Annotated in this window: 16 protein-coding genes; 7 read left to right on the forward strand and 9 right to left on the reverse strand. The window is 64.8% G+C overall.

Going from position 1 to position 22618, the window contains the following annotated elements; genetic code table 11:
• The first annotated feature begins 141 nt into the window (after nucleotides 1–141).
• Nucleotides 142–1401, forward strand: a complete 1260-nt coding sequence (locus tag A7D17_RS17705; RefSeq protein WP_064510290.1) for a threonine/serine exporter family protein — start codon at nucleotides 142–144, stop codon at nucleotides 1399–1401.
• 59 nt (nucleotides 1402–1460) lie between these two features.
• Here the strand turns inward: A7D17_RS17705 and A7D17_RS17710 are convergent, their stop codons facing one another.
• The 3 genes from A7D17_RS17710 to A7D17_RS17720 form a co-directional block, all read right to left on the reverse strand.
• Nucleotides 1461–1925: an H-NS histone family protein gene (locus tag A7D17_RS17710; protein WP_064510291.1), complete on the reverse strand. Its 465-nt coding sequence runs from the start codon at nucleotides 1923–1925 to the stop codon at nucleotides 1461–1463.
• 144 nt (nucleotides 1926–2069) lie between these two features.
• Nucleotides 2070–3764: a proline--tRNA ligase gene (locus A7D17_RS17715; RefSeq protein ID WP_064510292.1), complete on the reverse strand. Its 1695-nt coding sequence runs from the start codon at nucleotides 3762–3764 to the stop codon at nucleotides 2070–2072.
• 388 nt (nucleotides 3765–4152) lie between these two features.
• Nucleotides 4153–4551, reverse strand: a complete 399-nt coding sequence (locus A7D17_RS17720) for a DUF4124 domain-containing protein (RefSeq protein ID WP_064510293.1) — start codon at nucleotides 4549–4551, stop codon at nucleotides 4153–4155.
• Between the two features lie 132 nt (nucleotides 4552–4683).
• On the opposite strand from A7D17_RS17720, the gene pssA reads away from it, so the two are divergent.
• From pssA to A7D17_RS17745, 5 genes are all read left to right on the forward strand, one after another.
• Nucleotides 4684–5457, forward strand: coding sequence for a CDP-diacylglycerol--serine O-phosphatidyltransferase (gene pssA, locus A7D17_RS17725; RefSeq protein ID WP_064510294.1), 774 nt, complete (start codon nucleotides 4684–4686; stop codon nucleotides 5455–5457).
• 10 nt (nucleotides 5458–5467) lie between these two features.
• Complete coding sequence (locus tag A7D17_RS17730; RefSeq protein ID WP_064510295.1) at nucleotides 5468–5932, forward strand: hypothetical protein; 465 nt, start codon at nucleotides 5468–5470, stop codon at nucleotides 5930–5932.
• The gene (rimI, locus tag A7D17_RS17735) at nucleotides 5929–6411 is read left to right on the forward strand and encodes a ribosomal protein S18-alanine N-acetyltransferase (protein ID WP_193395359.1); all 483 of its coding nucleotides are present in this window, start codon (nucleotides 5929–5931) and stop codon (nucleotides 6409–6411) included. Before A7D17_RS17730 ends, rimI begins: the two co-directional genes overlap by 4 nt.
• Before the next feature lie 836 nt (nucleotides 6412–7247).
• Nucleotides 7248–8381 (forward strand): pectate lyase family protein, encoded by a 1134-nt coding sequence (locus tag A7D17_RS17740; RefSeq protein ID WP_064510296.1) that lies wholly within the window; start codon nucleotides 7248–7250, stop codon nucleotides 8379–8381.
• A 244-nt stretch (nucleotides 8382–8625) separates the two neighbouring features.
• Nucleotides 8626–9768, forward strand: a complete 1143-nt coding sequence (locus tag A7D17_RS17745) for a pectate lyase family protein (protein WP_064510297.1) — start codon at nucleotides 8626–8628, stop codon at nucleotides 9766–9768.
• 302 nt (nucleotides 9769–10070) lie between these two features.
• On the opposite strand, the gene A7D17_RS17750 is transcribed toward A7D17_RS17745, so the two are convergent.
• On the reverse strand, nucleotides 10071–12044 hold the full coding sequence (locus A7D17_RS17750; RefSeq protein WP_064510298.1) for a transglycosylase SLT domain-containing protein: 1974 nt from the start codon (nucleotides 12042–12044) through the stop codon (nucleotides 10071–10073).
• Between the two features lie 274 nt (nucleotides 12045–12318).
• On the opposite strand from A7D17_RS17750, the gene A7D17_RS17755 reads away from it, so the two are divergent.
• Nucleotides 12319–15198 carry a TonB-dependent receptor gene (locus A7D17_RS17755; RefSeq protein WP_064510299.1) on the forward strand — a complete coding sequence of 960 codons (2880 nt, stop codon included), beginning with the start codon at nucleotides 12319–12321 and terminating at the stop codon, nucleotides 15196–15198.
• A gap of 204 nt (nucleotides 15199–15402) precedes the next feature.
• On the opposite strand, the gene A7D17_RS17760 is transcribed toward A7D17_RS17755, so the two are convergent.
• The 5 genes from A7D17_RS17760 to betT form a co-directional block, all read right to left on the reverse strand.
• Nucleotides 15403–16605, reverse strand: coding sequence for an FAD-dependent monooxygenase (locus A7D17_RS17760; RefSeq protein WP_064510300.1), 1203 nt, complete (start codon nucleotides 16603–16605; stop codon nucleotides 15403–15405).
• A 58-nt stretch (nucleotides 16606–16663) separates the two neighbouring features.
• Nucleotides 16664–17116 carry a MarR family winged helix-turn-helix transcriptional regulator gene (locus tag A7D17_RS17765; protein ID WP_064510301.1) on the reverse strand — a complete coding sequence of 151 codons (453 nt, stop codon included), beginning with the start codon at nucleotides 17114–17116 and terminating at the stop codon, nucleotides 16664–16666.
• A 182-nt stretch (nucleotides 17117–17298) separates the two neighbouring features.
• A complete protein-coding gene (betA, locus tag A7D17_RS17770) occupies nucleotides 17299–18969 on the reverse strand; it encodes a choline dehydrogenase (protein WP_064510302.1) in 1671 nt (556 codons plus the stop codon).
• Nucleotides 18970–19127: 158 nt separating this feature from the next.
• Complete coding sequence (betB, locus tag A7D17_RS17775; RefSeq protein WP_064510303.1) at nucleotides 19128–20600, reverse strand: betaine-aldehyde dehydrogenase; 1473 nt, start codon at nucleotides 20598–20600, stop codon at nucleotides 19128–19130.
• 38 nt (nucleotides 20601–20638) lie between these two features.
• On the reverse strand, nucleotides 20639–22618 hold the full coding sequence (gene betT / locus A7D17_RS17780; protein WP_064510304.1) for a choline BCCT transporter BetT: 1980 nt from the start codon (nucleotides 22616–22618) through the stop codon (nucleotides 20639–20641).

Genomic DNA, 22618 nt, shown 5'->3' on the forward strand with positions numbered 1-22618 from the left:
ATACAGGGCCAGCGTGAGCGAAAGATGGGGATGCAGCGGTGGCCGCCCCGCGCGTGATGTCCGGTCGCGCTGCCGGCCCGGGCGCGCTGCGCATACACTGGCGTTCTCGCCCAGGCGCCGCTTCGATCCGACCCGCCACGCATGTCCGCTGCCACCGTCGTCTTACCGTCCGCCAGCGCCACCTACGCCCAGCGCGTCGCCTTCGTATCTGAAATCGCCGGGCGCCTGCATTCCTATGGCACGACGGCGCAGCGGCTGGAGGCAGCGGTGGTGGGGTTGTCGCAGAAGCTGGGCCTGGATTGCGAGCCCTGGTCCAATCCCACCGGCATCATCCTGAGCTTCAGTGATCCGACCAAGGCGATCGGTTCCAGCGACATCACCCGGGTGATCCGCCTGGCGCCGGGCGAGAACGATCTCTACAAGCTCAGCGTGGCCGACTATGTTGCCGACAGCGTCGCCAACGGGCGCATGAGCATTGCGCAGGGGCATACCGCGCTGCGCCGGCTGGACCGCGAAACGGATCGGCGCGGCAAGACCTTGCAGGTGCTGGCGTTCGGGCTGGCCGCCGCCGGCGTGGCCGGGCTGTGGAAGCTGCCGTGGCTGGACATCGCCACCGCCGGCGCCATCGGCATGTCGATCGGCCTGCTCACCCAATACACCGACAAGCGGCCGGCGACCAAGGAAGCCGGCGAAGCCCTGGCCGGGCTGCTGGCCGGGGTGGTGGCCGCGATGGTGGCCTCGCTGATCGGGCCGTTGAACCTCAACACGGTGATCATCGCTTCGCTGGTGGTGTTGCTGCCCGGGATGTCGCTGACCAATGCCTTCAACGAGCTGGCCAGCCAGCACTGGGTCTCCGGCACGGCGCGGCTGGCGGGCGCCGTGACCACGGTGCTCAAGCTCACGGTCGGTGCGGTGATTGCAGTGACCCTGACCCAGTTGATGGGCCTGCATCCGCAGGTGGCCGCCCTGCGCCCGCAGGCCGGCTGGGTGGAATGGGCATCGCTGCTGGTGGCCGCGTATGCATTTGCGGTGTTGTTCAAGGCCAATCGGCGTGATTATTTGTGGATCATGGCCGCGGCGATGTCCGGTTATGTCATTGCGCGTTATGCCGGGCATGCCTGGGGTGGCCCGGCCGGAGTATTTGCCTCGGCCATGGCATTGACCGCCGCCGGAAATCTGTTCGGGCGGGTGGTGCAAAAACCCGGCGCGTTGATTCGGTTGCCGGGCATCATCATGCTGGTTCCCGGCAGCGTCAGCCTGCGGGGGTTTTTGACCCTGGTACAGCAGCAGGATGTCAGTGTCGGGCAAGCCGCGTTGCTGGCGGTCACCAATATCGTCATGGCCTTGATGGCCGGATTGCTATTTGGGAATTTGCTGATTCCGGCCCGCAAGAATTTATGAGCAGGCAGAAATACGCCCAATAAAAACGCCGGCAATGCCGGCGTTTTTATTGGGTTGGATCACGCGGCCTTTGACTTCTTGGCAGCGCGTTTGGTTGCCGTTTTACGCGGCGCGGCCTTCTTGGCCGATGCCTTCTTGGCAGCGCCACCCACCTTGCTGATCAGAAAGTCTTCCACTTTCTTGCCAGCGGCGGTCAATTCGGCCAGCCAGCGCGGCTGCTTGCCACGGCCGGTCCAGGTGTCCTGCGGATTGGCCGGATTGCGATACTTCGGCGCAACCTTGCCCAGCTTGCGGCCGGCGCGCGGACCCGGCTTGCCTGCAGCGGCCGGGCGACCCGGGCCGGCACTGGCGGCGGTACCAAACAATTCTTCGATGGAATAACCCTGGGCTTTCGCCGCGCGGGTCAGTTGCGTGCGAACCTTGGCGATCGGGGCGCGCTTGGCAACCACGGTCTGCTGCTTCTTTGCATTTTTGATCAGGGCGCCCAACTGCTTGGCCGACAGGCCGGTGAGATCGATCGACATCACTACTCCGGAAGATTGAGAGAGAAAGAATGCCGATCCTTGGCAGCGGCGGCCATCATAATGTCAGAAAACCGGTATGACAAATGCGCCGAAATAAATCGGCGCCTTGTGTTCATCCAATTGGAGCGTGATTGCCCGGTTTGATCAGCATCCAAGGCGGGAGAATAATCCGGCCTTATCCAGATTTTCTGCCGATTCGGCGGTGCGGGCGCGATATTCAAAAGTGCCGGCGGCCAATCCACGTTCAGAGACCACCACCCGATGCGGAATGCCCAATAGTTCCATATCGGCAAACATCGCGCCCGGACGTAACCCGCGGTCATCCAATGCCGCATCGATACCAGCTGCAATCAATTCGTCCAGCAAGGCCTGGGCGGCGGCCACCACGCTGGCATCCTGCTTGGGATTGATCACGCAGACCACTACCTGCCACGGCGCCATCGGTGCCGGCCAGAGGATGCCGGCCTGGTCATGGTTCTGTTCGATTGCCGCTGCCACGATGCGCGAAATACCGATGCCGTAGCAGCCCATCTTCATCACCGCGACCTTGCCGCCCTCGTCGATGACGGTGGCCTGCAAGGCCTGTGCGTACTGGCTGCCGAGCTGGAACACGTGGCCTACTTCGATGCCGCGGGCCAGGCGCAGTTCGCCGCCATCGGCGGCGCGCTCGCCTTCGACCACGTTGCGCACGTCGGCCACGGTCTCCGGTTCGGGCAGGTCACGGCCCCAGTTGACGCCGGCCAGGTGGGCGCCGGCCACATTGGCACCGACCACGAAGTCGGCCATGGCCGCGACATCGCGGTCGGCCACCACGCGGATCGGGCGGGCGGTGTTGACCGGGCCCAGGAAGCCCGGCTCGCAACCGAGGTGGTCACGGATCTCGGTTTCATTGGCCAGGCGGTAGTCGGCCAGGCCGGCCACCTTGCCCAGCTTGATCTCGTTGACCGCATGGTCGCCGCGCACCAGCACCAGCACAAAGCCGGCCTGCGTCATCACCGCCACCGACTTGACCGTGCGCTGCAGCGCGATGCCCAGCAGCTGGGCGACGTCTTCGCAGGTCTTCTGGGTGGGCGTGTCGACCTGGCGCAGGGCCTCGGCCGCTTCCGGACGCGGACCCGGGAGGGCGGCGCTGGCGGTTTCCACGTTGGCCGCGTAGTCCGACCCGGTGGAGAACGCCAGCGAATCTTCGCCGGAGTCGGCGATGACATGGAATTCCTGCGAGGCATCGCCGCCGATGGCGCCGGAATCGGCCTGCACCGCGCGGAACTCAAGCCCCAGGCGGGTGAAGATGCGGGTGTAGGCCGCACGCATGTTGTCGTACTCGCGCGCCATGTCGGCATCGGTGAGATGGAAGGAGTAGGCGTCCTTCATCAGGAATTCGCGCGCGCGCATCACCCCGAAGCGCGGGCGGATCTCGTCGCGGAACTTGGTCTGGATCTGGTAGAAGTTCAGCGGCAGCTGCTTGTAGCTGTTGATTTCCTGGCGCGCGAAGTCGGCCGCGGCCTCTTCGGCGGTCGGGCTGTAGCAGAACTCCTGCTCCTTGCGATCCTTGATCTTGAGCAGCTGCCCGCCGAACTTCTCCCAGCGCCCGGTGGCATCCCACAGCTCGCGCGGCTGGATGGTGGGGAACAGCACCTCCACCGCCCCGGCGCGGTTCATTTCCTCGCGCACGATCGCCTCGACCTTGCGCAGCACGCGCAGGCCCAGCGGCGACCAGGTGTACAGCCCGGAGGCCAGCTTGCGGATCATGCCCGCGCGCAGCATCAGACGGTGGCTGACCAGCTCGGCGTCGGCCGGGGTTTCCTTGGTGGTGTGCAGGTGGAACTGGGAAAGACGCATCGGGCTTCGCTTGGGCGGAAAACCCGTAGTTTGCCAGTGTGCGCCCTGCCGGTCATTGTCGGACGCGCCTGGCCCGGTGTCGCTGACTACTGATGGGATGGGCGTGGCGGCCCTGGAAGGGCTGGCCTGCGGTTGCGAACGCGTCGCCGGGGATGCGTCGCACGCTGAGCCGGGTTGCCGGGCCAGCGGATGTCGAGGCGGGCGGCAAACCTGCCTGCCCGGCGGCTGTTCGATTTAAAAGGCCGCGCGCAGGCGCTCAATCCGGTGCTGGACGCGCATCGCTGACTCGCTGGGAGCTTCGGTGCGGTGGGTGCCAGCCGCACGACCGCTGCCACCGCCCTGGCCCGCAGGCAGGCTGAGGGACTGCAGCGGCGATCCTTGACCCGGCTCAGGCAGCCGGAGCGCCGGTGGCGGCCGGCTTGCAATAGGCCTTGGCGGCCGCCTCGGCCAGGTTGCGCTGGGCGGCGCGGGCGTCCGGGTCCAGCGGCGTGCCGGGCTTGCCGTCGCCGGCGCCCATGGTCACCTCGCCCTTGCCGCTGAGCAGCTCCAGGTTGCGGCGTGCGGTGAGGCAGTCGGCCGATTCGGGCGTGGCGGTCTCCGGCGCGGCGATGGCGGCGGTGCCGCTACGCGCATCGATCCGGCGCGCCTCAAAGCGCTGGCCGGTTGGCGGCGGGGTCTCGGTGTAGTGGGTCACGCCCTTGGCGTCCTTCCACTTATAGAGATCGGTGGCGCCGGCGGCGGCGCTGACCAGCATCAACAGGGCGCAAAGCCCGGACGACAGGTGCATGTGGCTTCCCCTGGATGATTCCCGCTGCGATTGCAGCATCCACGGCCCGCGCTGGCAAGTCATCGCGCGTGCAGGGCGCTGAACCAGCAAGCGCGCTACCGCCGGACGGACCTCAGGCCCTACACTTGGCGCATGGATGAAATGAGACCGCCTCCGCGCTCGCGCACGATTTACCTGCTGCCGAACCTGTTCACTACCGCCGGGCTGTTTTCCGGGTTTTACGCCATCATCGCCGCCGCCAATGGGCAGTTCGTCCAGGCCGCCATGGCGGTGTTCGTGGCCGCGGTGATGGACGGGCTGGACGGCCGGGTGGCGCGCCTGACCAATACCAGCAGCGAATTCGGCGTGCAGTACGACTCGCTGGCCGATCTGGTCAGCTTCGGCATGGCCCCGGCGCTGGTGATGTACCACTGGTCGCTGTCGGCGCTGAAATACGACAGCAGCGTGATGGGCCGGGTCGGCTGGTCGGCGGCGTTCCTGTATGCGGCCTGCGCGGCGCTGCGGCTGGCGCGCTTCAATACCCAGGTCGGGGTGGTGGACAAGCGCTGGTTCATCGGTCTGGCCAGCCCCGCAGCGGCCGGGCTGATGATGTCGTTCGTGTGGGCATTCGCCGACGACAGCCTGGGCTTCGATGGCGAACAGCTGCGTTATGTGGCGCTCGCGGTCACCGTGGTGTCGGCGCTGTTGATGGTCAGCCGCATCCGCTTCTGGAGCTTCAAGGGCGGTGCGCGTGGTGCACGGGCCGACCGCGTGCCGTTCCTGGCCCTGGCGATCGCCACGGTGGTGATCGCCTTGCTGGTGATCGACCTGGCGCGGTCGCTGCTGGTGATCGGCGTGCTGTATGCCTTGTCCGGTCCGGTGATGTGGCTGTGGCGACGCTGGCGCCGCACGCCCGAGCTTCCGTGAGCCGACGTCGATGAACGCGTTGGCGAACGAGCCGGTGTGGTCGGATCTGCAGGTGTCGTGCCTGCAGGCGATGGGGCACACCGTGTACCTGGACCGGGCAACGGCGGATGTCCTGCCGGCGCCGGTGGACGTCGCCGACAGTGCGCCGGTGTCGGCCCCGGTGCGCGAGCAGCGCGTCCCGGCCGAGGCGGGGGCTGCACCTGCGCCGCGTCGATCGGCACCCGCTGCGCCGGCCGAGCCGCCACGCGCGCCCAGCACCGCGCCGGCGTCCGCGCCGCAGCGGCGCGGACGCGTCGGGTTGCCGGACCGATTGCAGATGGCCTTGCTGCGTGCCTCCGGCTGCAACCCCGGCGATCCCAGTACCCAGGCCTTGATGGCGTCCTGGCCGCTGGCTGAGTTGCGAGGCAACCCCGCCGCCAAGCGCGCCTTGTGGCCGCAGCTGCGCGCGTTGCGGCGCCGTCGGGATCCGGCGTGAGTGCAATGAATGCGCCGTTGCCTACCTCGCTGCGCGCCATGCGCGAGAGCGATCTGGATGTGGTGATGGAGATCGAGCTGCGCGCCTATCCATTCCCATGGACGCGCAGCATCTTTCGCGATTGCCTGCAGGCCGGGTACCCGGGCTGGGTGATGGAACAAGCCGGGCAGGTGATCGGCTACGGCGTCATCAGCATCGCCGCCGACGAGGCGCATGTGCTCAACGTCTGCATCGCGCCGGAAGCGCAATCGCAAGGGCACGGGCGCGTGCTGTTGCGCGCGCTGATCAAGGGCGCCTGCGATCGTGGTGCGCGGCGCGCGTTCCTGGAAGTGCGCCCGTCCAATCCGTCGGCGATTGCGCTCTACCACTCCGAAGGCTTCAACGAGATCGGCCGCCGCCCGCGCTACTACCCCTCCCACACCGGCCGCGAGGATGCGCTGGTGATGGCGATCGAGCTGTTCTTCGAAGGCTTTTCCTGAGCTGCGCTGCGCCCTGACGGGGCTGGGCGATCGGCTGACGGGTGGATTGCACAATCCGGGGAGCGCATCCGGGTTGATGCACGCTCTTGCGCGCGTGCCTTTCGCAGAAGATCGAGTGCTGCCGATGGCGCGCGTGTCACCGCAGTGGCGGCTGGACGCCAGCGACTTGCGTGTGGCACACGTTGCTCGTCGGTTCCTTGAGCGCACGCGACGAGTGTCAGACGCTTTCGTCGATGCTGCCCTCAGCAGCCGTTGCCGTACCCCGCCTGCACTTGCTCGCGCTATCTGCAGCAAGAGTGCACGTCCATGCGTTCTTGCGTTGACACGTACCGCCAGACGTATTGCAACGCTCTTTCGGCCGATGCGGTGGCTGCGGCGCATGGTTTTTTTTTAGCCAACCACGCTTGTGACGCATGTCCGTCCGCTGCATTGCAGTGAGCCGGGCACTGCAATCCTGCAGGCTGCGAGTGTGCGCATTCGACAGCAAGTCGCAGTACCTGCGCGTCGAAGATCGTTCGCGTGTGATCGCATCAACATCGCATCGCCGATGCATGCCCAACTGCAATGCGACCCGCATCATGCTGCGCTGCAGTGTCCATGGCGCTGTCTCTGCGTGTCTTGGTTGCAGTGTTTTGTCTTCTCGCAACTGTCTCGCAACCGTTTGCGTGACTGTGCGTGCACAACGGCGATCTGCCTAGATACAAGCGATTGCGATGCTCTTAGTATCCCCTCCCGCGGAACTGAACATTACAGAGATGAACAGTACGTTCCGTAGTCGATAGACGAGGGGTGTGCCGCTGCGCGGTGCATCGAACCCATTCGAGGGAGACATCCAGATGAAGCCGAAATTCTCAACGGCGGCCGCCGCGTCGCTGTTTGTCGGGTCGTTGCTGCTTACCGGCGTTGCAAGCGCCGATCCTGCGCTGGAAGTGGCAACCACCGGTTGGGCCACGCAGAACGGTGGCACCAAGGGCGGTTCCAAGGCCGCTGCCGCCAACATCTACACAGTCAAGAACGCCGCCGAGTTGAAGAGCGCGTTGAAGGCCAGCGTGGGCAGCAACGGGCGCATCATCAAGATCAGCGGCATCATCGATGTCAGCGAAGGCAAGCCCTACACCAAGACCTCGGACATGAAGTCGCGTGCGCGCCTGGACATTCCGACCAAGACCACCTTGATCGGCATCACCAGCAACGCCGAGATCCGCGAAGGCTACATGTACGTCAAGGCCAACGACGTCATCATTCGCAACCTCACCATTGAAAATCCGTGGGATCCGGAACCGGTCTGGGATCCGGATGACGGCAGCGCCGGCAACTGGAATGCCGAATACGACGGCCTGACCGTTGAAGGGGCCAGCAACGTGTGGGTGGACCATGTCACCTTCACCGACGGTCGCCGCACCGACGACCAGAACGGCACCGCCAATGGCCGCCCCAAGCAACACCATGACGGCGCGATGGACGTCAAGAAGGGCGCCAACTACGTGACCATCTCGTACTCGGCCTTCAAGTCGCACGAGAAGAACGACCTGATCGGCTCCAGCGACAGCGCGTCCAGCACCGACAGCGGCAAGCTCAAGGTCACCATCCACAACACCTTGTTCGAAAACATCTCTGCGCGTGCGCCACGGGTCCGCTTCGGCCAGGTGCATCTGTACAACAACTATCACGTGGGCAGCACCAGCAACAAGGTGTACCCGTTCTCGCACGCGCATGGCGTGGGCAAGGAGTCGAAGATCTTCTCCGAACGCAATGTGTTCGACATCAGCGGCGTGAGCAGCTGCGACAAGATCGCCGCCGACTACGGCGGCAGCGTGTACCGCGACCAGGGCTCGCTGCTCAATGGCAAGGCCTTGTCGTGCTCCTGGAACAGCAACATCGGCTGGACTCCGCCGTATACCTACAACCTGCTCTCGGCCGACAAGGTCGCTGCTGACGTCAAGGCCAAGGCCGGCGCCGGCAAGTTGTAAGCAGCAGTACGCAACTGAAAGCGTTACCACGCGCAGCGCGCCACACCGTGCGCTGCGCGTGACGCGCAGGCATTCCAAAAACGCAGGTGCAACATGTTGAAAAGGTACTTTTCAACAATGTACAGAAATATTAGGATCGGTCGGGTTCGCTAGGGGACTGGCCTGTTGGCCTGGGCGAACGCACGGGGAGCACGCCGCGCAGCGGCGTATCACGCATCACTCATCACAAGAGAATTCATCGACCATGTCGAAAGCATCGACAGTTGTGGGACGTACCGTTGTGGGCGTTGTATTGGGCGCCGCGTTGTTGTCGAGCACTGCCTACGCAGCCGACCCCGCGCTGGAAGTGGCCACCACCGGCTGGGCCACCCAGAACGGCGGCACCAAGGGCGGTTCCAAGGCAGCAGCGGCAGACATCTACACCGTCAGCACCGCAGCACAGTTGAAGGCTGCACTGAAGGCCAAGGCGGGCAGCAACGGCCGCATCATCAAGATCAAGGGTGTCATCGACATCAGCGAAGGCAAGGCCTACACCAAGACCTCGGACATGAAGTCGCGTGCGCGCCTGGACATTCCGACCAAGACCACCTTGATCGGCATCACCAGCAACGCAGAGATCCGCGAAGGCTACATGTACGTCAAGGCCAACGACGTCATCATTCGCAACCTCACCATCGAAAATCCCTGGGATCCGGAACCGGTCTGGGATGCCGATGACGGCGACAAGGGCAACTGGAATTCCGAGTACGACGGCCTGACCGTGGAAGGGGCCACCAACGTGTGGGTGGACCATGTCACCTTCACCGACGGTCGCCGCACCGACGACCAGAACGGCACCGCCAATGGCCGCCCCAAGCAACACCATGACGGCGCGATGGACGTCAAGAAGGGCGCCAACTACGTGACCATCTCGTATTCGGCCTTCAAGTCGCACGAGAAGAACGACCTGATCGGCTCCAGCGACAGCGCGTCCAGCACCGACAGCGGCAAGCTCAAGGTCACCATCCACAACACCTTGTTCGAAAACATCTCCGCGCGTGCGCCGCGGGTCCGCTTCGGCCAGGTGCATCTGTACAACAACTACCACGTGGGCAGCACCAGCCATAAGGTGTACCCGTTCTCGCATGCGCATGGCGTGGGCAAGGAATCGAAGATCTTTTCCGAGAACAACGCCTTCGACATCAGCGGCGTGAGCAGCTGCGACAAGATCGCCGCCGATTACAAGGGCAGCGTGTACCGCGACCAGGGTTCCTTGCTCAACGGCAAGTCGCTGAGCTGCTCGTGGAACAGCAATATCGGCTGGAAGCCGCCGTACACCTACAACCTGCTGCCGGCCAACAAGGTGGCTGCAGACGTCAAGGCCAAGTCCGGCGCCGGCAAGCTGTAATCACCGCGACATGCAGCGCTGCGCGTAGTTGCAGCGCTGTAGGAGATCACACGACGCCCGCAGCGATGCGGGCGTCGTGCGTTGACGCGGCGCCATCGAAATCTGAGTGTTCCGCTGCAGGATCGCCAGCGATGCCACGACGTCATGGCGCGATACCGTCACGCTTCAACGGTCACCCTCTTGGCTTGTCCCGCAAGCGGTCAAGCCATCGCACTTCGACCAAAGAAAGACACGGTCGAATAACGCGCCGGCCCGGACGCGGCCGCTTTGCCAAGCGGCCATGCGTGTCGGCAAACGCGCGCTCAGTCCTGCGCTGCGTTGCTCGTGCTCTGGCCCGGCGTGCACACCGGCTTTTGACGCTTGTCCACCAGCTTGCCCATCAGTCGGTCGCTCAGCGGCAGCATGTCGCCGTTGAGTCGCCAGTCGTAGATCACACTGAAGGCCAGCACGCGCGCGACGTAGTCGCGGGTCTCCTTGTAGCTGATGGTTTCGATCCAGAAATCCGGCTCGAAATTCGGCCGCTGCGATTGCCAGCGGCCGGTCGGGCCAGGGCCGGCGTTATAGGCGGCGATGGTGAGATAGGGCAGGCCGTAGGTGTTGAGCAGCTGGCGCAGGTACGCGGTGCCGATGGCGATGTTGGTGTCCGGCTCGTACAGGCTGGCGGCACCTGCGTAGCCGGGCAGTGCGATGCCCTTGGCGACCGCCGCGCCGGTGCCTGGCAATACCTGCATCAAGCCCATGGCGTTGGCAGGCGACCGCGCACGCGGATTGAAGATGCTTTCGGCACGGATCTCTGCGGCAACCCAGGCTGGGTCGATGGCGTTCTTGGCGGCTTCGCGGCGAATGCTCTCATCGTGATGCAGCGGGAAGCGCAGTGCATACAGGCGCTGTTCGTCCGGTTGCTTGCCGAGCGCAAACACCGCGCGGTCGAACCAGCCATTGTCGCTAGCAACCTCCACGGCAAGGCGGCGCTGGGTGTCGTCGAAACGACTGGCAGCATCGTTCCATTCGGCCACCGCCCAGCCAGGGCGATCAATCTGGAACAGCGCAATGGCGCGCGCCAATGCCGGATCGCGCGCCACCGCGGCCTTGGCCTGCGGGCTGTCCTTGGGTTCCCATGGACAGATCCGGTACGGCTGCTGCAGACGGTCGGCCGCCAGGAAGCCATGGAAGGTCGGCGATTGCGCAGCAGCGCGATACAACGATTGTGCCGCTGCTGCCGAGCTGGTCTTTTCGGTCAGGCGCGCCTCGAAATACTGCCAGCGCGAATCGGCCCGTTGGCTGGCCGGCATCTTGCGGATCGCCGCCAGTGCTGCCGGCCAATCGCCGCGCGACATCGCCTCGCGTGCGCGCCATTCGTGCAGGCGTTCGTCGTAGGAGGCATCAGGCACTGCATTGAGCCGGCGCGCCGAATCCGGAAGATACGAGGCCACCGTCCACAGCGCGATCTGATACAGCACCTGCCCACGCTGCGCATCGCTGAAGCCCAGTGTGCTGGCCAGCTGCGGCAACTGTTGTTCGGCCGCGTCCGGGTCGCTCTTGGCGAGTTTGGCCAGGCCATCGACAGCAATGCGACGGCTGCGCTCGGTCTTGGGCCAGCCTGGTGCACGCGGGTGGACCTTGTCGAGAAAGGCAGCGTAGTCGGTTGCCAGCGCAAGATCAGTGGCCGGCAAGCCGCGCGCCGCGGTACGCATCACCGCAGTCAGCTGCGCATCGGCGGCGGCTTCCACCCGTTCCCAGCGCAGTGCTGGTGTCAGCTCGCCGCGGGATTCCAGTGTGGCAACCACCGGGTCACAGGCATCGGGGAGTGCCTTGCCGTTGCGCCATAGCGTGAGTGCATCGCGGCTCCACTGCGCATCCAGCTTGCCGATGGCCTGGCGTGCAGTGAGCTGTGCGCAGCGCAGGCCAAGGTTGTCGGTGCTCTTCCAGTTGGCCAGCAAGGTGGTCCAGTCCTGGCGGCGCGCGACTGCCGGCAGCCAGGTACTGCGGAAGCTTTCGGCCACCGGCTGGCCGGCGTAGCGTTGCAGGAAGCCCTGGGCCTGCGCATTGGAGACGTTGTCGATGCTGCGTTTGAGCGTAGCGAATTCCAGCCAGCCGTACAACGGGTGACGGCTCAGGGCGGCCAGTTGCGCGGGGTCGGATTGGCCGCGCTCGGCAGCAGCGATCGCATCGCGCATAACCGTCAACTGCGGGTCGAGGCTTTGTGCGTGCAACGCGGTACTGGCAAGACACAGCAGGCCAGCGACGAGAGGGGCGAAACGGGGGGAAGAAGTCATGGCGCGATGATACCGAAGCAGGCCTGAGCGCCTGAGTGAACATGCGCTGCCCTATGCATTAGCTTGTTCACACCGGTGCGCAACGCGCGTGCGATGGCCAGCCGGTTGGGCGCGCGTCTGCGGCGTTGCCACGCCCGGGTGCGGCACTGCGACGCCCATCGCAGTGCTGCACCGCCGGATTGCGGTGCGTTAAGGTTTCGTTTACAACTCGGGATGGACCGCAGGGCACGGGGGCGTGCGGACACTTTGAAGAATCCTTCTGGAGAGAGAAAGGATGAAGCGTCTGATCCGTCCGTCGCGGTCATGCCTGGCCGCGCAGTTGTCGTTGTGCCTGATTCCTACCCTGGCCTGGGCGCAACAGCCTGACACCGCCCCTGGTACGCGCACGCTCGACAGCGTGCAGGTCACCGGCACCCGCATCAAGACCGCCGAGTTGCAAGGCCAGGTGCCGATCCAGACGCTCAATCGCGCCGACATCGAACGCACCGGCCTGACCTCGATCGGCGAGGTGCTGCAGGAACTCACCGCCTCCGGTTCAGCGCTCAACGCCAAGTTCAATTCCTCCGGCAACTTCGGTTTTCCGCCCGATGGCGGCGGCGTGGGTGCGGGCTCGGCGCAGGTAGATCTGCGTCACCTCGGTTCCAAGCGCGTGCTGGTGCTGGTCGATGGCATCCGCTGGGTCAATGAATCCTCCGCGTCCGGCGTGGGATCGTCGACCGACCTCAACACCATTCCACTGGCCATCGTCGAGCGCATCGAAGTGCTCGAAGACGGCGCCTCATCGTTGTACGGCTCCGACGCGATTGCCGGCGTGGTCAACATCATCACCCGGCGCAGCTTCGATGGCGCGCAGGTCACGCTCAACTATGGCCAGTACGGCAAGGGCGATGGCGCCAACCAGGGCGTGGATCTGGCCTGGGGCACCAGTGGCGAGAATTTCAGCCTGTTTTTAGGCGCCAGCTACGTCAAGCAGGATCCGATCTACGCGCGTGACAGAGCGCAGGCGCGCTTCCCGATTCCCGGCACAGGTCTGACCTTCGGCAGCTCGGCCACGCCGGACGGGCGCTTCCAGTTCGTCGACCCCAATACCGGTGCGCGCCAGAACCTCACGCCCAACGCCGGCGTCGGTACGCCGCAGTACGACGGTAGCGCCGGCTGCACACGCAGCGACGACTACCACTGCTTCGGCACTGCCGACCGCTACAACTTTGCCGAGCAGAACCTGTTGCTGACCCCATCCGAGCGCAAGGGCGTGTTCGCGCAATTCCGCTATTACTTCAACGACGACGTGCAGTGGTACGTCAAGGCATTGGGCAATCGGCGCGAGTCGACCAACCAGGCCGCGCCGGAGCCGATCTTTCTCGGCCCCGATGCCGGCACCGGCAACCCGCTCGCCGACAACATCGTGATTTCCGGCTTGAATCCGTTCAATCCGTTCGGCTTCGATCTGAATTCGGCCACCAACCTGATCCAGATCGGTCGGCGTCCGGTGGAAGGCGGGCCGCGTCGCTACGAACAGCAGGTGGACACGCAGTATTTCGGCACCGGGCTGGTAGGTACTTTCGAGGGCGGCGCACGCACCTGGTACTGGGACGTCAACGGCATGTACAGCAAGAACAAGGCCGAACAGACCAACTACGGCAGCTACAACCTGTTCAACATCAACCTGGCGCTGGGCGACCCGGCCGCCTGTGCGGCGGTGGCCGGCTGTGTGCCGCTGGATATCTTCAGTGGCGCGGGCAGTATCACGCCCGACATGTTGCGCTGGATCCAGCCGGTGGTGCGCGACCGCAGCCAGAACGAATTGAGCCTGTTCACCGCCAATCTCAGCAGCGAGTTGTTCCAGTTGCCCGGCGGCGCGGTGTCGTTCGCCACCGGCTACGAATACCGCAAGTACGAAGGCGCGTACCAGCCCGACCCGCTCACTGTGGCCGGGCGCTACAACGGCGTACCGTCGTTGCCGACCTCCGGCAGCTACGACGTCAACGAGGCCTATCTCGAACTCAATATCCCGATCTTCGCCAACTCGTCGTTGGGCGACAAACTCGATCTGAACATCGCCGGCCGCTATTCGGATTACTCCACCTTCGGCGGCGAGTTCACGCCCAAGTACGGCTTGCGCTGGCAGGTCACCGACGAGCTGGTGCTGCGCACCAGCTACGCCGAAGGCTTTCGCGCGCCGACCATCGGCGAGCTGTTCGGTTCGGCTGCGCGCGCCGACCTGCAATTGTCCGATCCCTGCTCGATCGGCCTGGGCGGTACCGCGCCGCGCGGCAGTGCAGCCAATTGCGCGGCACTGGGCGTGCCGGGTGGTTACCAGCAGGCCAACCAGCAGATCTCGGTCACCACCGGTGGTAACGAACAACTGGACCCGGAACGTTCGCGCAGCTTCAGTGCCGGCTTCGTGTTCAGCCCTGGCTTTGCCAGCAATGCAAGTTGGTCGGACCGGCTCGACATGGAAGTGACCTTCTACCGTCACCATGTGGATGGCGCGATCCAGGCCATCAATGCGCAGACGCAGCTGGATCTGTGCGTGGACACGCTGGATGCGCTGTACTGCGATGGCATCGGGCGCGCGTCCACCGGCGGCATCAATGCGTTCAACAATCGGCTGACCAATCTTGGCTCGATCAAGACCGATGGCTGGGACGTGGACCTGTTCTGGACCTTGCCGGAAAGCGCGTTCGGCAGCTTCAAGCTGTCATGGCAAAACACCTTTGTGGGCCGTTACGAAGCATTGGGCGCGGCCGGGCAGCGCCAGCCGCAGGGGCCGGGCATCGAAGTGGTCGACAGTGCGATTCCCGAGTGGAGCAGCAACGCGGTGCTGGATTGGTCGCTGGGCAACTGGACGGCCTCGTGGACGGCACGCCACATCTCCAAGCTCACCGAGCAGTGCGGCGATGCAGTGGAATTTGCGGTGTGCTCCAACCCCACCGAAGGCACCAATCGGCTGGATGCGATCACCTATCACGATGCACAGGTGGGATACCGCTTCGACTGGCTCAAGGGGTTGCAACTCACCGCCGGCTTGAACAACGTCTTCGACAAGGATCCACCGATCTGCCTGTCGTGCTCACTCAACGGCTATGACGCCTCGACCTACGACATCCCCGGCGGGCGCTTCTGGTATGCGCGGGTGGATTTGAAGTTCTAGGGCGGCCGTGCGCTGCGCGGTTCTTCAGTGAGAGCCATGCAGGCTGATTGGGTGATCGCGGCGATCCAGACAAGTGGTCGTCGCGGTCCACCTGGTCATGGCATGTGACGCGCAGGCGCTGCCTGCCTGCGTGCCGCATCGGCTGGCCGCAGCCCGGGCGCTTCGTCGTGCAGTCGGTGTCGTCTGTCGGCGACAACAGCCGTTTCAGCGCGGCTCCACCGGGCGATAGTCCGGCAAGGCGATGCTGTTGGAATCGCGCGCGAAGCTGTTGTTGATGATGCGTCGGACCAGCGGGGTGCCTGCCAGGCGCATTGCGCCGCGCAGCAGCCTCAGCCCGACAGCGGAGTGCGGCCAGAGCAGGCGCGGGACGATCTTGGGGACGTTCTGCCCCTCTTTGACGAACGGACGCATGATGCGTTCGTAGTGCGTAAACGCCTGCGGCGCTGTGCTGGCCTGGGCGAGTTCACCGGCCAGCACATAGCTGCCGACCATCGCCAGCGTCGTGCCGATGCCCGACAGCGATGTGGGGCACCACGCGGCATCGCCGGTCAATACCACCCGGCCGGCGGACCAGCGCGGCATGCGTACCTGCCGCAGTACTTCGAAGTAGAAATCGTCGACATCCTTCATCACCTCGAGAATGCGCGGAAATTCCCAGCCGTCGTTGGCAAATTGCGCTTGCATGTAGCGCCTTTGCCGTTCCAGGCTCCACGTGTTCTCGCCCTCGGGCCGCTTCTGCAGGCCGAGATAGGCGCCCAGCTTGCCGTCCAGCGCGGGTTTCAACGTCGCGCCGCGTCCGCCCACCGTGTTGTATTGCCGGGCATACGCACTGTCGTGCGGGAGTCGGGGGATACTGAAGTACGCGATGGTCATATCCATCCAGTACGGCACGTTCTCGCCGGGAAACACCAGCTCACGGGTGTGCGCCCCCACGCCTTCGGCGACGATGACAGCGTCGTAGCGTGCGGAGCGGCCACTGTGGAAGGTGATGTCGACGCCGTCCTGGTCCTGGGCAAGGTCGCAGATGCTGTCGTCGAAGCGATAGGGCACGCGCTCGCGGGTGGCGTCGTAGAGGATGCGCGCAAGGTCGCCGCGACGGATTTCCAGGTCGGCGGTGGGTCCGCTGTCGGTGTCGGAGTCGTCTGCCTTGAAGCGCGCAATGACGCGATTGTCTTCGCCCACCCAATCGGTGCCGAGCTCCTGGGTGCTGCGTTCGAATGCACGCGCTTCCAGTCCCATGCGACGCAGCACCTCGCGGGCACTGCCGCGCACGTCGACGTTCTGGCCGCCATCGCGGAAGGCCGGCGCGCGTTCGACGACTTCGACGTCGATTCCATAGGCGTCAAGCCACCATGCTGCAGTGGTCCCAGCGACGCTTGCGCCACTGATGAGAATCCGAGGGGACATGATGCCGCTCCTGCAGTGAATGTATATCACGCATGATACTTAAATATCATGCGTGATGCTATTCGCTTGCGGCGGTTTCCAGATTGGCGATCAGTCGGCCAAGCAGAACGGTCAGCAGCTCGGCTTCCTCGCTGGAAAATCCCGAGACGCCGACGGCATTGAAATGCAGCAGCGCGGTGCGTCCGGTGGCGGCAGCGTCTTTGCCAGCATCGGTCAACCGGACGGTGGCGGCGCGTTTGTCGCTGGACAACGCCTCGCGCGCAATCAGCGCCATCGCTTCGAGCTTGTCCAACAGCGCCACCATCGCAGGTTGCTTCACTGCGGAGTGGCGCACCAGGTCCCGCTGCAGCATCGGGCCTTTCCAGGACAGCAGCAGCAACGGCGCAATCAGCGCAAGCGTCAGTCCGTGTTCGCGCAGGCGCGCGTCGACGCTGCGATTGAAGACGCGCGCGGCATGGTTGGCCAGATAGCCGGGCGCGATGGCGGCTTCCGGGTGGATATCCGAGTTCATGCGCGAAGGATATCCCACGTGTGCGAAGCGATGGCATGCCGCGCCTGGCGGCGCTGTCGCCGGGCGATGCAGGGCCGCCGGCGCGCACTGGCTAGGGGCATCCTTAAGCAGGCAGCGGTGCTTCGCGGCGGATGCGTGCCGCGTCGGTGCGCCGCACGCATCCGCACGGCATCAGCCGAGCGTTACCGACGCACCGGCGCGTCGCCGGCGATGTAGTAATCGGCGGTGCTGCGCGGCAGCGGCGTGCGCCCCCGCATGCGGTCGGCGATCTTCTCGGCGATCATGATGGTGGTGGCATTGAGGTTGCCAGTGATGATGCGCGGCATGATCGAGGCGTCGATGACACGCAGGCCTTCCATGCCGTGCACGCGGCCTTGTCCATCCACCACGGCCATGTCATCGGTACCCATCGCGCACGAGCACGATGGGTGATACGCGGTTTCTGCACGCGAACGCACGAATGCGTCCAGCTCGGCGTCGGTCTTGCAATCGGCACTGGGGCTGATCTCGCGGCCGCGATACGCATCGAGTGCGGGCTGGGCGATGATTTCGCGGGTGATGCGGATCGCGTCGCGGAATTCCTGCCAGTCCTGGTCAGTGGACTGGTAGTTGAACAGGATCGACGGATGCTGGTGCGGGTCGCGCGACTTGGCATGCACGCGGCCGCGGCTGGGCGTGCGCATGGAACCCACGTGCGCCTGGAAGCCATGCTCCTTCACCGCATTGCTGCCGTTGTAATTGATCGCGACGGGGAGGAAGTGGTACTGGATGTTGGGCCAGTCGAACTCGTCGCGCGTGCGGATGAAACCGCCGGCTTCGAACTGGTTGCTGGCACCGGTGCCGGTGCCGGCGAACAGCCACTCGGCACCAATCGCAGGCTGGTTCCACCATTGCAGCGCCGGGTACAACGAGACCGGCTTGGTGCACGCGTACTGGATGTAGACCTCCAGATGATCCTGCAGGTTCTGGCCGACGCCGGGCAGGTCGTGGACCAGTTGGACGTCGAGTGCACGCAGCAGGTCGGGCGCGCCGACACCGGAGCGCTGCAACAGCTGCGGTGAGGCGATGGCGCCCGCACACACCAGCACTTCGCGGCGCGCATGCGCATCGATGCCCTCGCTGCTGTTGCCCACCAGGTAATGCACGCCGATCGCGCGCTTGCCGGCAAACAGGATGCGGTCTGTGGTGGCATGGGTGACGATCTGCAGGCCATCGCGCGGCTTGGCCATGTCCAGATAGCCGCGCGCAGTACTTGCGCGCCGTCCGCGTGGCGTCACGGTGCGATCCATTGGCCCGAAGCCTTCCTGCTGATAGCCGTTGAGATCGTCGGTACGCGGGTAGCCAGCCTGCACGCCGGCATCGACCATGGCATGGAACAGCACGTTGTTGTCATTTTTGGGCGTGGCCACGCTCACCGGGCCTTCGCCGCCGTGATAGTCATTGGCGCCGATGTCGCGCGTCTCGGCCTTGCGGAAGTACGGCAACACATCGCGGTAGCTCCAGTCTTCCAACCCCGGGCGCTTGGCCCAGTGGTCGAAATCGAGCGCGTTGCCGCGGATGTAGCACATGCCGTTGATCAGCGACGAACCGCCCAGGCCCTTGCCGCGCCCGCACTCCATGCGCCGATTGTCCATGTGCGGCTCCGGTTCGGTTTCATAGGCCCAGTTGTAGCGGCGGCCCTGCAACGGGAATGCCAGCGCGGCCGGCATCTGGGTACGGAAGTCCAGCCGGTAGTCCGGCCCGCCCGCTTCCAGCAGCAACACGGTGACGCCCGGATCTTCGGTCAGGCGCGCGGCCAGCACGTTGCCTGCCGAACCGGCGCCGATGATGATGTAGTCGTATTCGCGTTGCATGGTGGTCTCCTGTTGCGGTGCCGGCGTGAAGCGGCTTTCAAAACGATTGCGCAGTGGGCATTGATGCCGGTGCTCGAAGCGGCAGCGCTACCCGCACACTGCAGCGTCTGCACGCCGCCGACATTGCTGGCGACGGTGTGCCAGGTGTTGCCAGTCGCTCAGAACACCGAGGCGTAGCGTTCCAGTTCGATCTGGATCGACTTGGTGCGCGTATACGCCTGCAGGGTGGCCAGGCCGTTTTCGCGACCCACACCGGACTGCTTGTAACCGCCCACCGGCATCGGTGCGGGCGATTCGCCCCAGGTGTTGATCCAGCAGATGCCTGCTTCCAGGCGGTGGATCAGCCGATGCGCACGCGCCAGATCGGGCGTGACCACACCGGCAGCCAATCCGTAGGTGGTGGCATTGGCACGGGTCACCGCTTCGTCTTCGTCGTCGTAGGTGAGCAGGCTCAGCACCGGCCCGAAGATTTCCTCGCGCACGATGGTCATCACGTCGCTGCAATCGCTGAAGATGGTCGGTACCACGTAATAGCCCTGTGCCAGCGCGCCGTCGCGTAGCCGCTCGCCGCCGCAAAGCAGGCGTGCACCTTCGGCCTTGCCCTGGTCGATGTAGTCCAGCACGCGCTGCATATGCGCGGCGCTCACCATCGGGCCGAAGGTGGTGCGCTCATCGAGCGGGTCGCCGATGTGGATGCGCTGCACACGCGCCAGCAGCCGCGCTTCGAAGGCGGTGCGCAGCGCGCGCGGCACGAAGACGCGGGTGCCATTGGTGCAGACCTGCCCGGAGCTGTAGAAGTTGGCCATCATCGCGATGTCGGCGGCCAGATCCAGATCCGCATCGGCGCACACGATTAGCGGCGATTTGCCGCCCAGCTCCATGGTCACATCTTTCAAGGACGAACTCGATGCGCTGGCCATCACCTTGCGTCCGGTGGCGGTGCCCCCGGTGAAACTGATCTTTTCGATCTGCGGATGTTCGGTGAGTGCGGTGCCCACGCTGGCGCCATCGCCCGGCAGCACGTTGAACACGCCATCGGGCAGGCCGGCTTCGGTGAACAGTTCCGCCAGCTTGAGTGCGGTGAGCGGGGTGACTTCGCTGGGCTTGAAGATCATCGCGTTGCCCGCGGCCAGTGCCGGTGCGGCTTTCCATAGCGCGATCTGGATCGGGTAGTTCCACGCGCCGATCGCACCGACCACCCCCAGCGGCTCATGCCGGGTGTAGAAGAAGCTGCCTTCGCGCAGCGGGACCTGCGCACCCTGCAATGCCTGCGCGACGCCGGCGTAGTACTCCAGCACATCGGCACCGGTCACCACGTCCACGCTGCGCGTTTCGCTCAACGGCTTGCCGGTGTTGAGCGTCTCCAGCTCGGCCAGCGCGTCGTTGCGCTCGCGCAGCAACGCGACCGCACGTAGCAGGATGCGCGAGCGCTCCACCGTCGTCAGCGCGGCCCATACGCGTTGGCCGGCCTTGGCGCTGTCGACCGCAGCGTCCAGGTCGTCGGCGCCCGCGTTGTGCACGTTGGCCAGCACCTCGCCGGTGGCGGGGTTGGTGACTTCGAATGTGTGGCCGCCGCGGGCGGGAACATAACGGCCGCCGATGTACAGCAGCTGGTCGGGAAAACGTGGCATGACTAACCTCCTTGGGACGGTCGCCGCAGCGAGGCAGCTCAGCGCGTGAGGTGCAAGAACTGCAGGTGACGCTCGTATTGATCGATGATGTCGTTGATGATTTGTTCGCGGCTGTAGCCAACCAGGTCGTAGTCCTGGCTGCCTTCGTAGAGATAGACTTCGGCGCGGTAGTAGCGCTGGTTGCGGAAGCGCTGCGCGGCGAAGGACGGTGTGAGATAGCCGCGCATCACCACCTGGTAACGGAAGCCTTGTTGTTCGCCGTGATCGACGCTGATCTCCATGTCGCCGTCGTCGATCCGGCTGCTGACGTTCCAGCCCTCTTCCTGCAATTGCGTGGTCACCGCCCCGATCGCCGGGCGTACCTGGTCGTGCATGAAGCGGTAGACCTCATCGCGTGCCGGGAAGTGCATCGCCTGGCCCAGGCGCTGACGCCAGCCACCGTGATGACGCGATTGCCCGATGAGCGGACTGGGGCTGTAAAGCTGAGCGCGTTTGCGCTGCGATTCCTCGCTCAATGCGCGTGACAGGCCCCATGCCATCAGCAGCAGCACCGCGGAGAATGGCAGCGAGGCCAGCACTACCGCCGATTTCAGCGCATCCATGCTGCCGGCCAGCAGTAAACCTGCAGTGACCACGGCAGTGAGCACGCCCCAGAACACACGTAGCCAGCGTGGGCCGTCGTCGTGCGGCTCGCCGCCGTGCGAGGACAGCGTGGACAGCACCACGGTGCCGGAGTCGGCCGACGTGACAAAGAACACGAAGCTGATCACTACCGTCACCGTGATCACCGTGCGGCTCCACGGGTAGCTTTGCAGTAGCGAGTACAGCACCGTCTGCGGCGCATCGATGGCCTGTTGCGCCCATGCGCCCTGGCCATGATGCAGCAACTGATCCAGCGCGCTGTTGCCGAAGATCGATAGCCACGCCAGGGTGAATCCCAGCGGGATCAACAACACGCCCAGCACGAATTCGCGAATGGTGCGGCCGCGCGAGATGCGCGCAATGAACAGGCCGACGAACGGTGCCCAGCCGATCCACCACGCCCAGTAGAACACCGTCCAGTTGCCCAGCCAGTCGGCACGGCCGCCATAGGCATAGACGTCGAAACTCTTGCCGACCACGCTGCCCAGGTAGTCGCCCAGGTTCTGCATCAAGGCATTGAGCAGGTATTGCGTGGGGCCGGCAAACAGCATGAACAGCAGTAGCGCGATCGCCAGCAGCATGTTGATGTCCGACATCCAGCGCACGCCTTTTTCAACGCCGGACACCGCTACAACAATCGCCGCGCCCATCATCGCCACGATCAACGCGACCTGTACCCAGTGCGTATGCGGCACATCGAACAAGGTGCTCAGCCCGGCGTTGAGATGCAGCACGCCAAAGCCCATGTCCGCACCGATGCCGAACACCGTTGCCACGATGCCCAGCGCATCCACGGTGTAACCGATCGGTCCGTTGATGCGTTTGCCGATCAGTGGATACAGCGCCGAGCGCAGGGCCAGCGGCAGGTTATGCCGGAAGGCGAAATACGCCAGCGCCATCGCCGCCAGCGCAAACACCCCCCAGCCATGCAAGCCCCAATGCAGGAACAGCAACTGCATCGCCTGCCGTGCGGACGCTTCGCCACTGCCGGTGCCGCCTTGTGGCGGTTGTAGATAGTGGGTCAGCGGTTCGGAGACGCAGAAGAAGAACAGCGTGATGCTGATGCCGGCGGCAAACAGCATGCCGGCCCACGAGAGATAGCTGAATTCCGGCTCGTCGTGATCGGCGCCGAGCTTGATGTTGCCGTAGCTGGACAAAGCGGTGCCGAGCACGAAGACCAGATACAGCGTCATCGCCAGCAGGTAGTACCAGCCGACATTGCGCGAGGCCCAGGTCTGCGCATCCAGCAACACGCGGCCAGCGTCCAGCGGAAACAGCGCAACCAGCAAGGCGAATGTGCACACCACCGTCGCCGCCAGCAAAAACACCGGCCGCAAGGTGCGCACCGGCGACGGCTGCGGTTCGACTGCACTCAT

This window comes from Xanthomonas floridensis (genome assembly GCF_001642575.1).
Classification (GTDB): domain Bacteria; phylum Pseudomonadota; class Gammaproteobacteria; order Xanthomonadales; family Xanthomonadaceae; genus Xanthomonas; species Xanthomonas floridensis.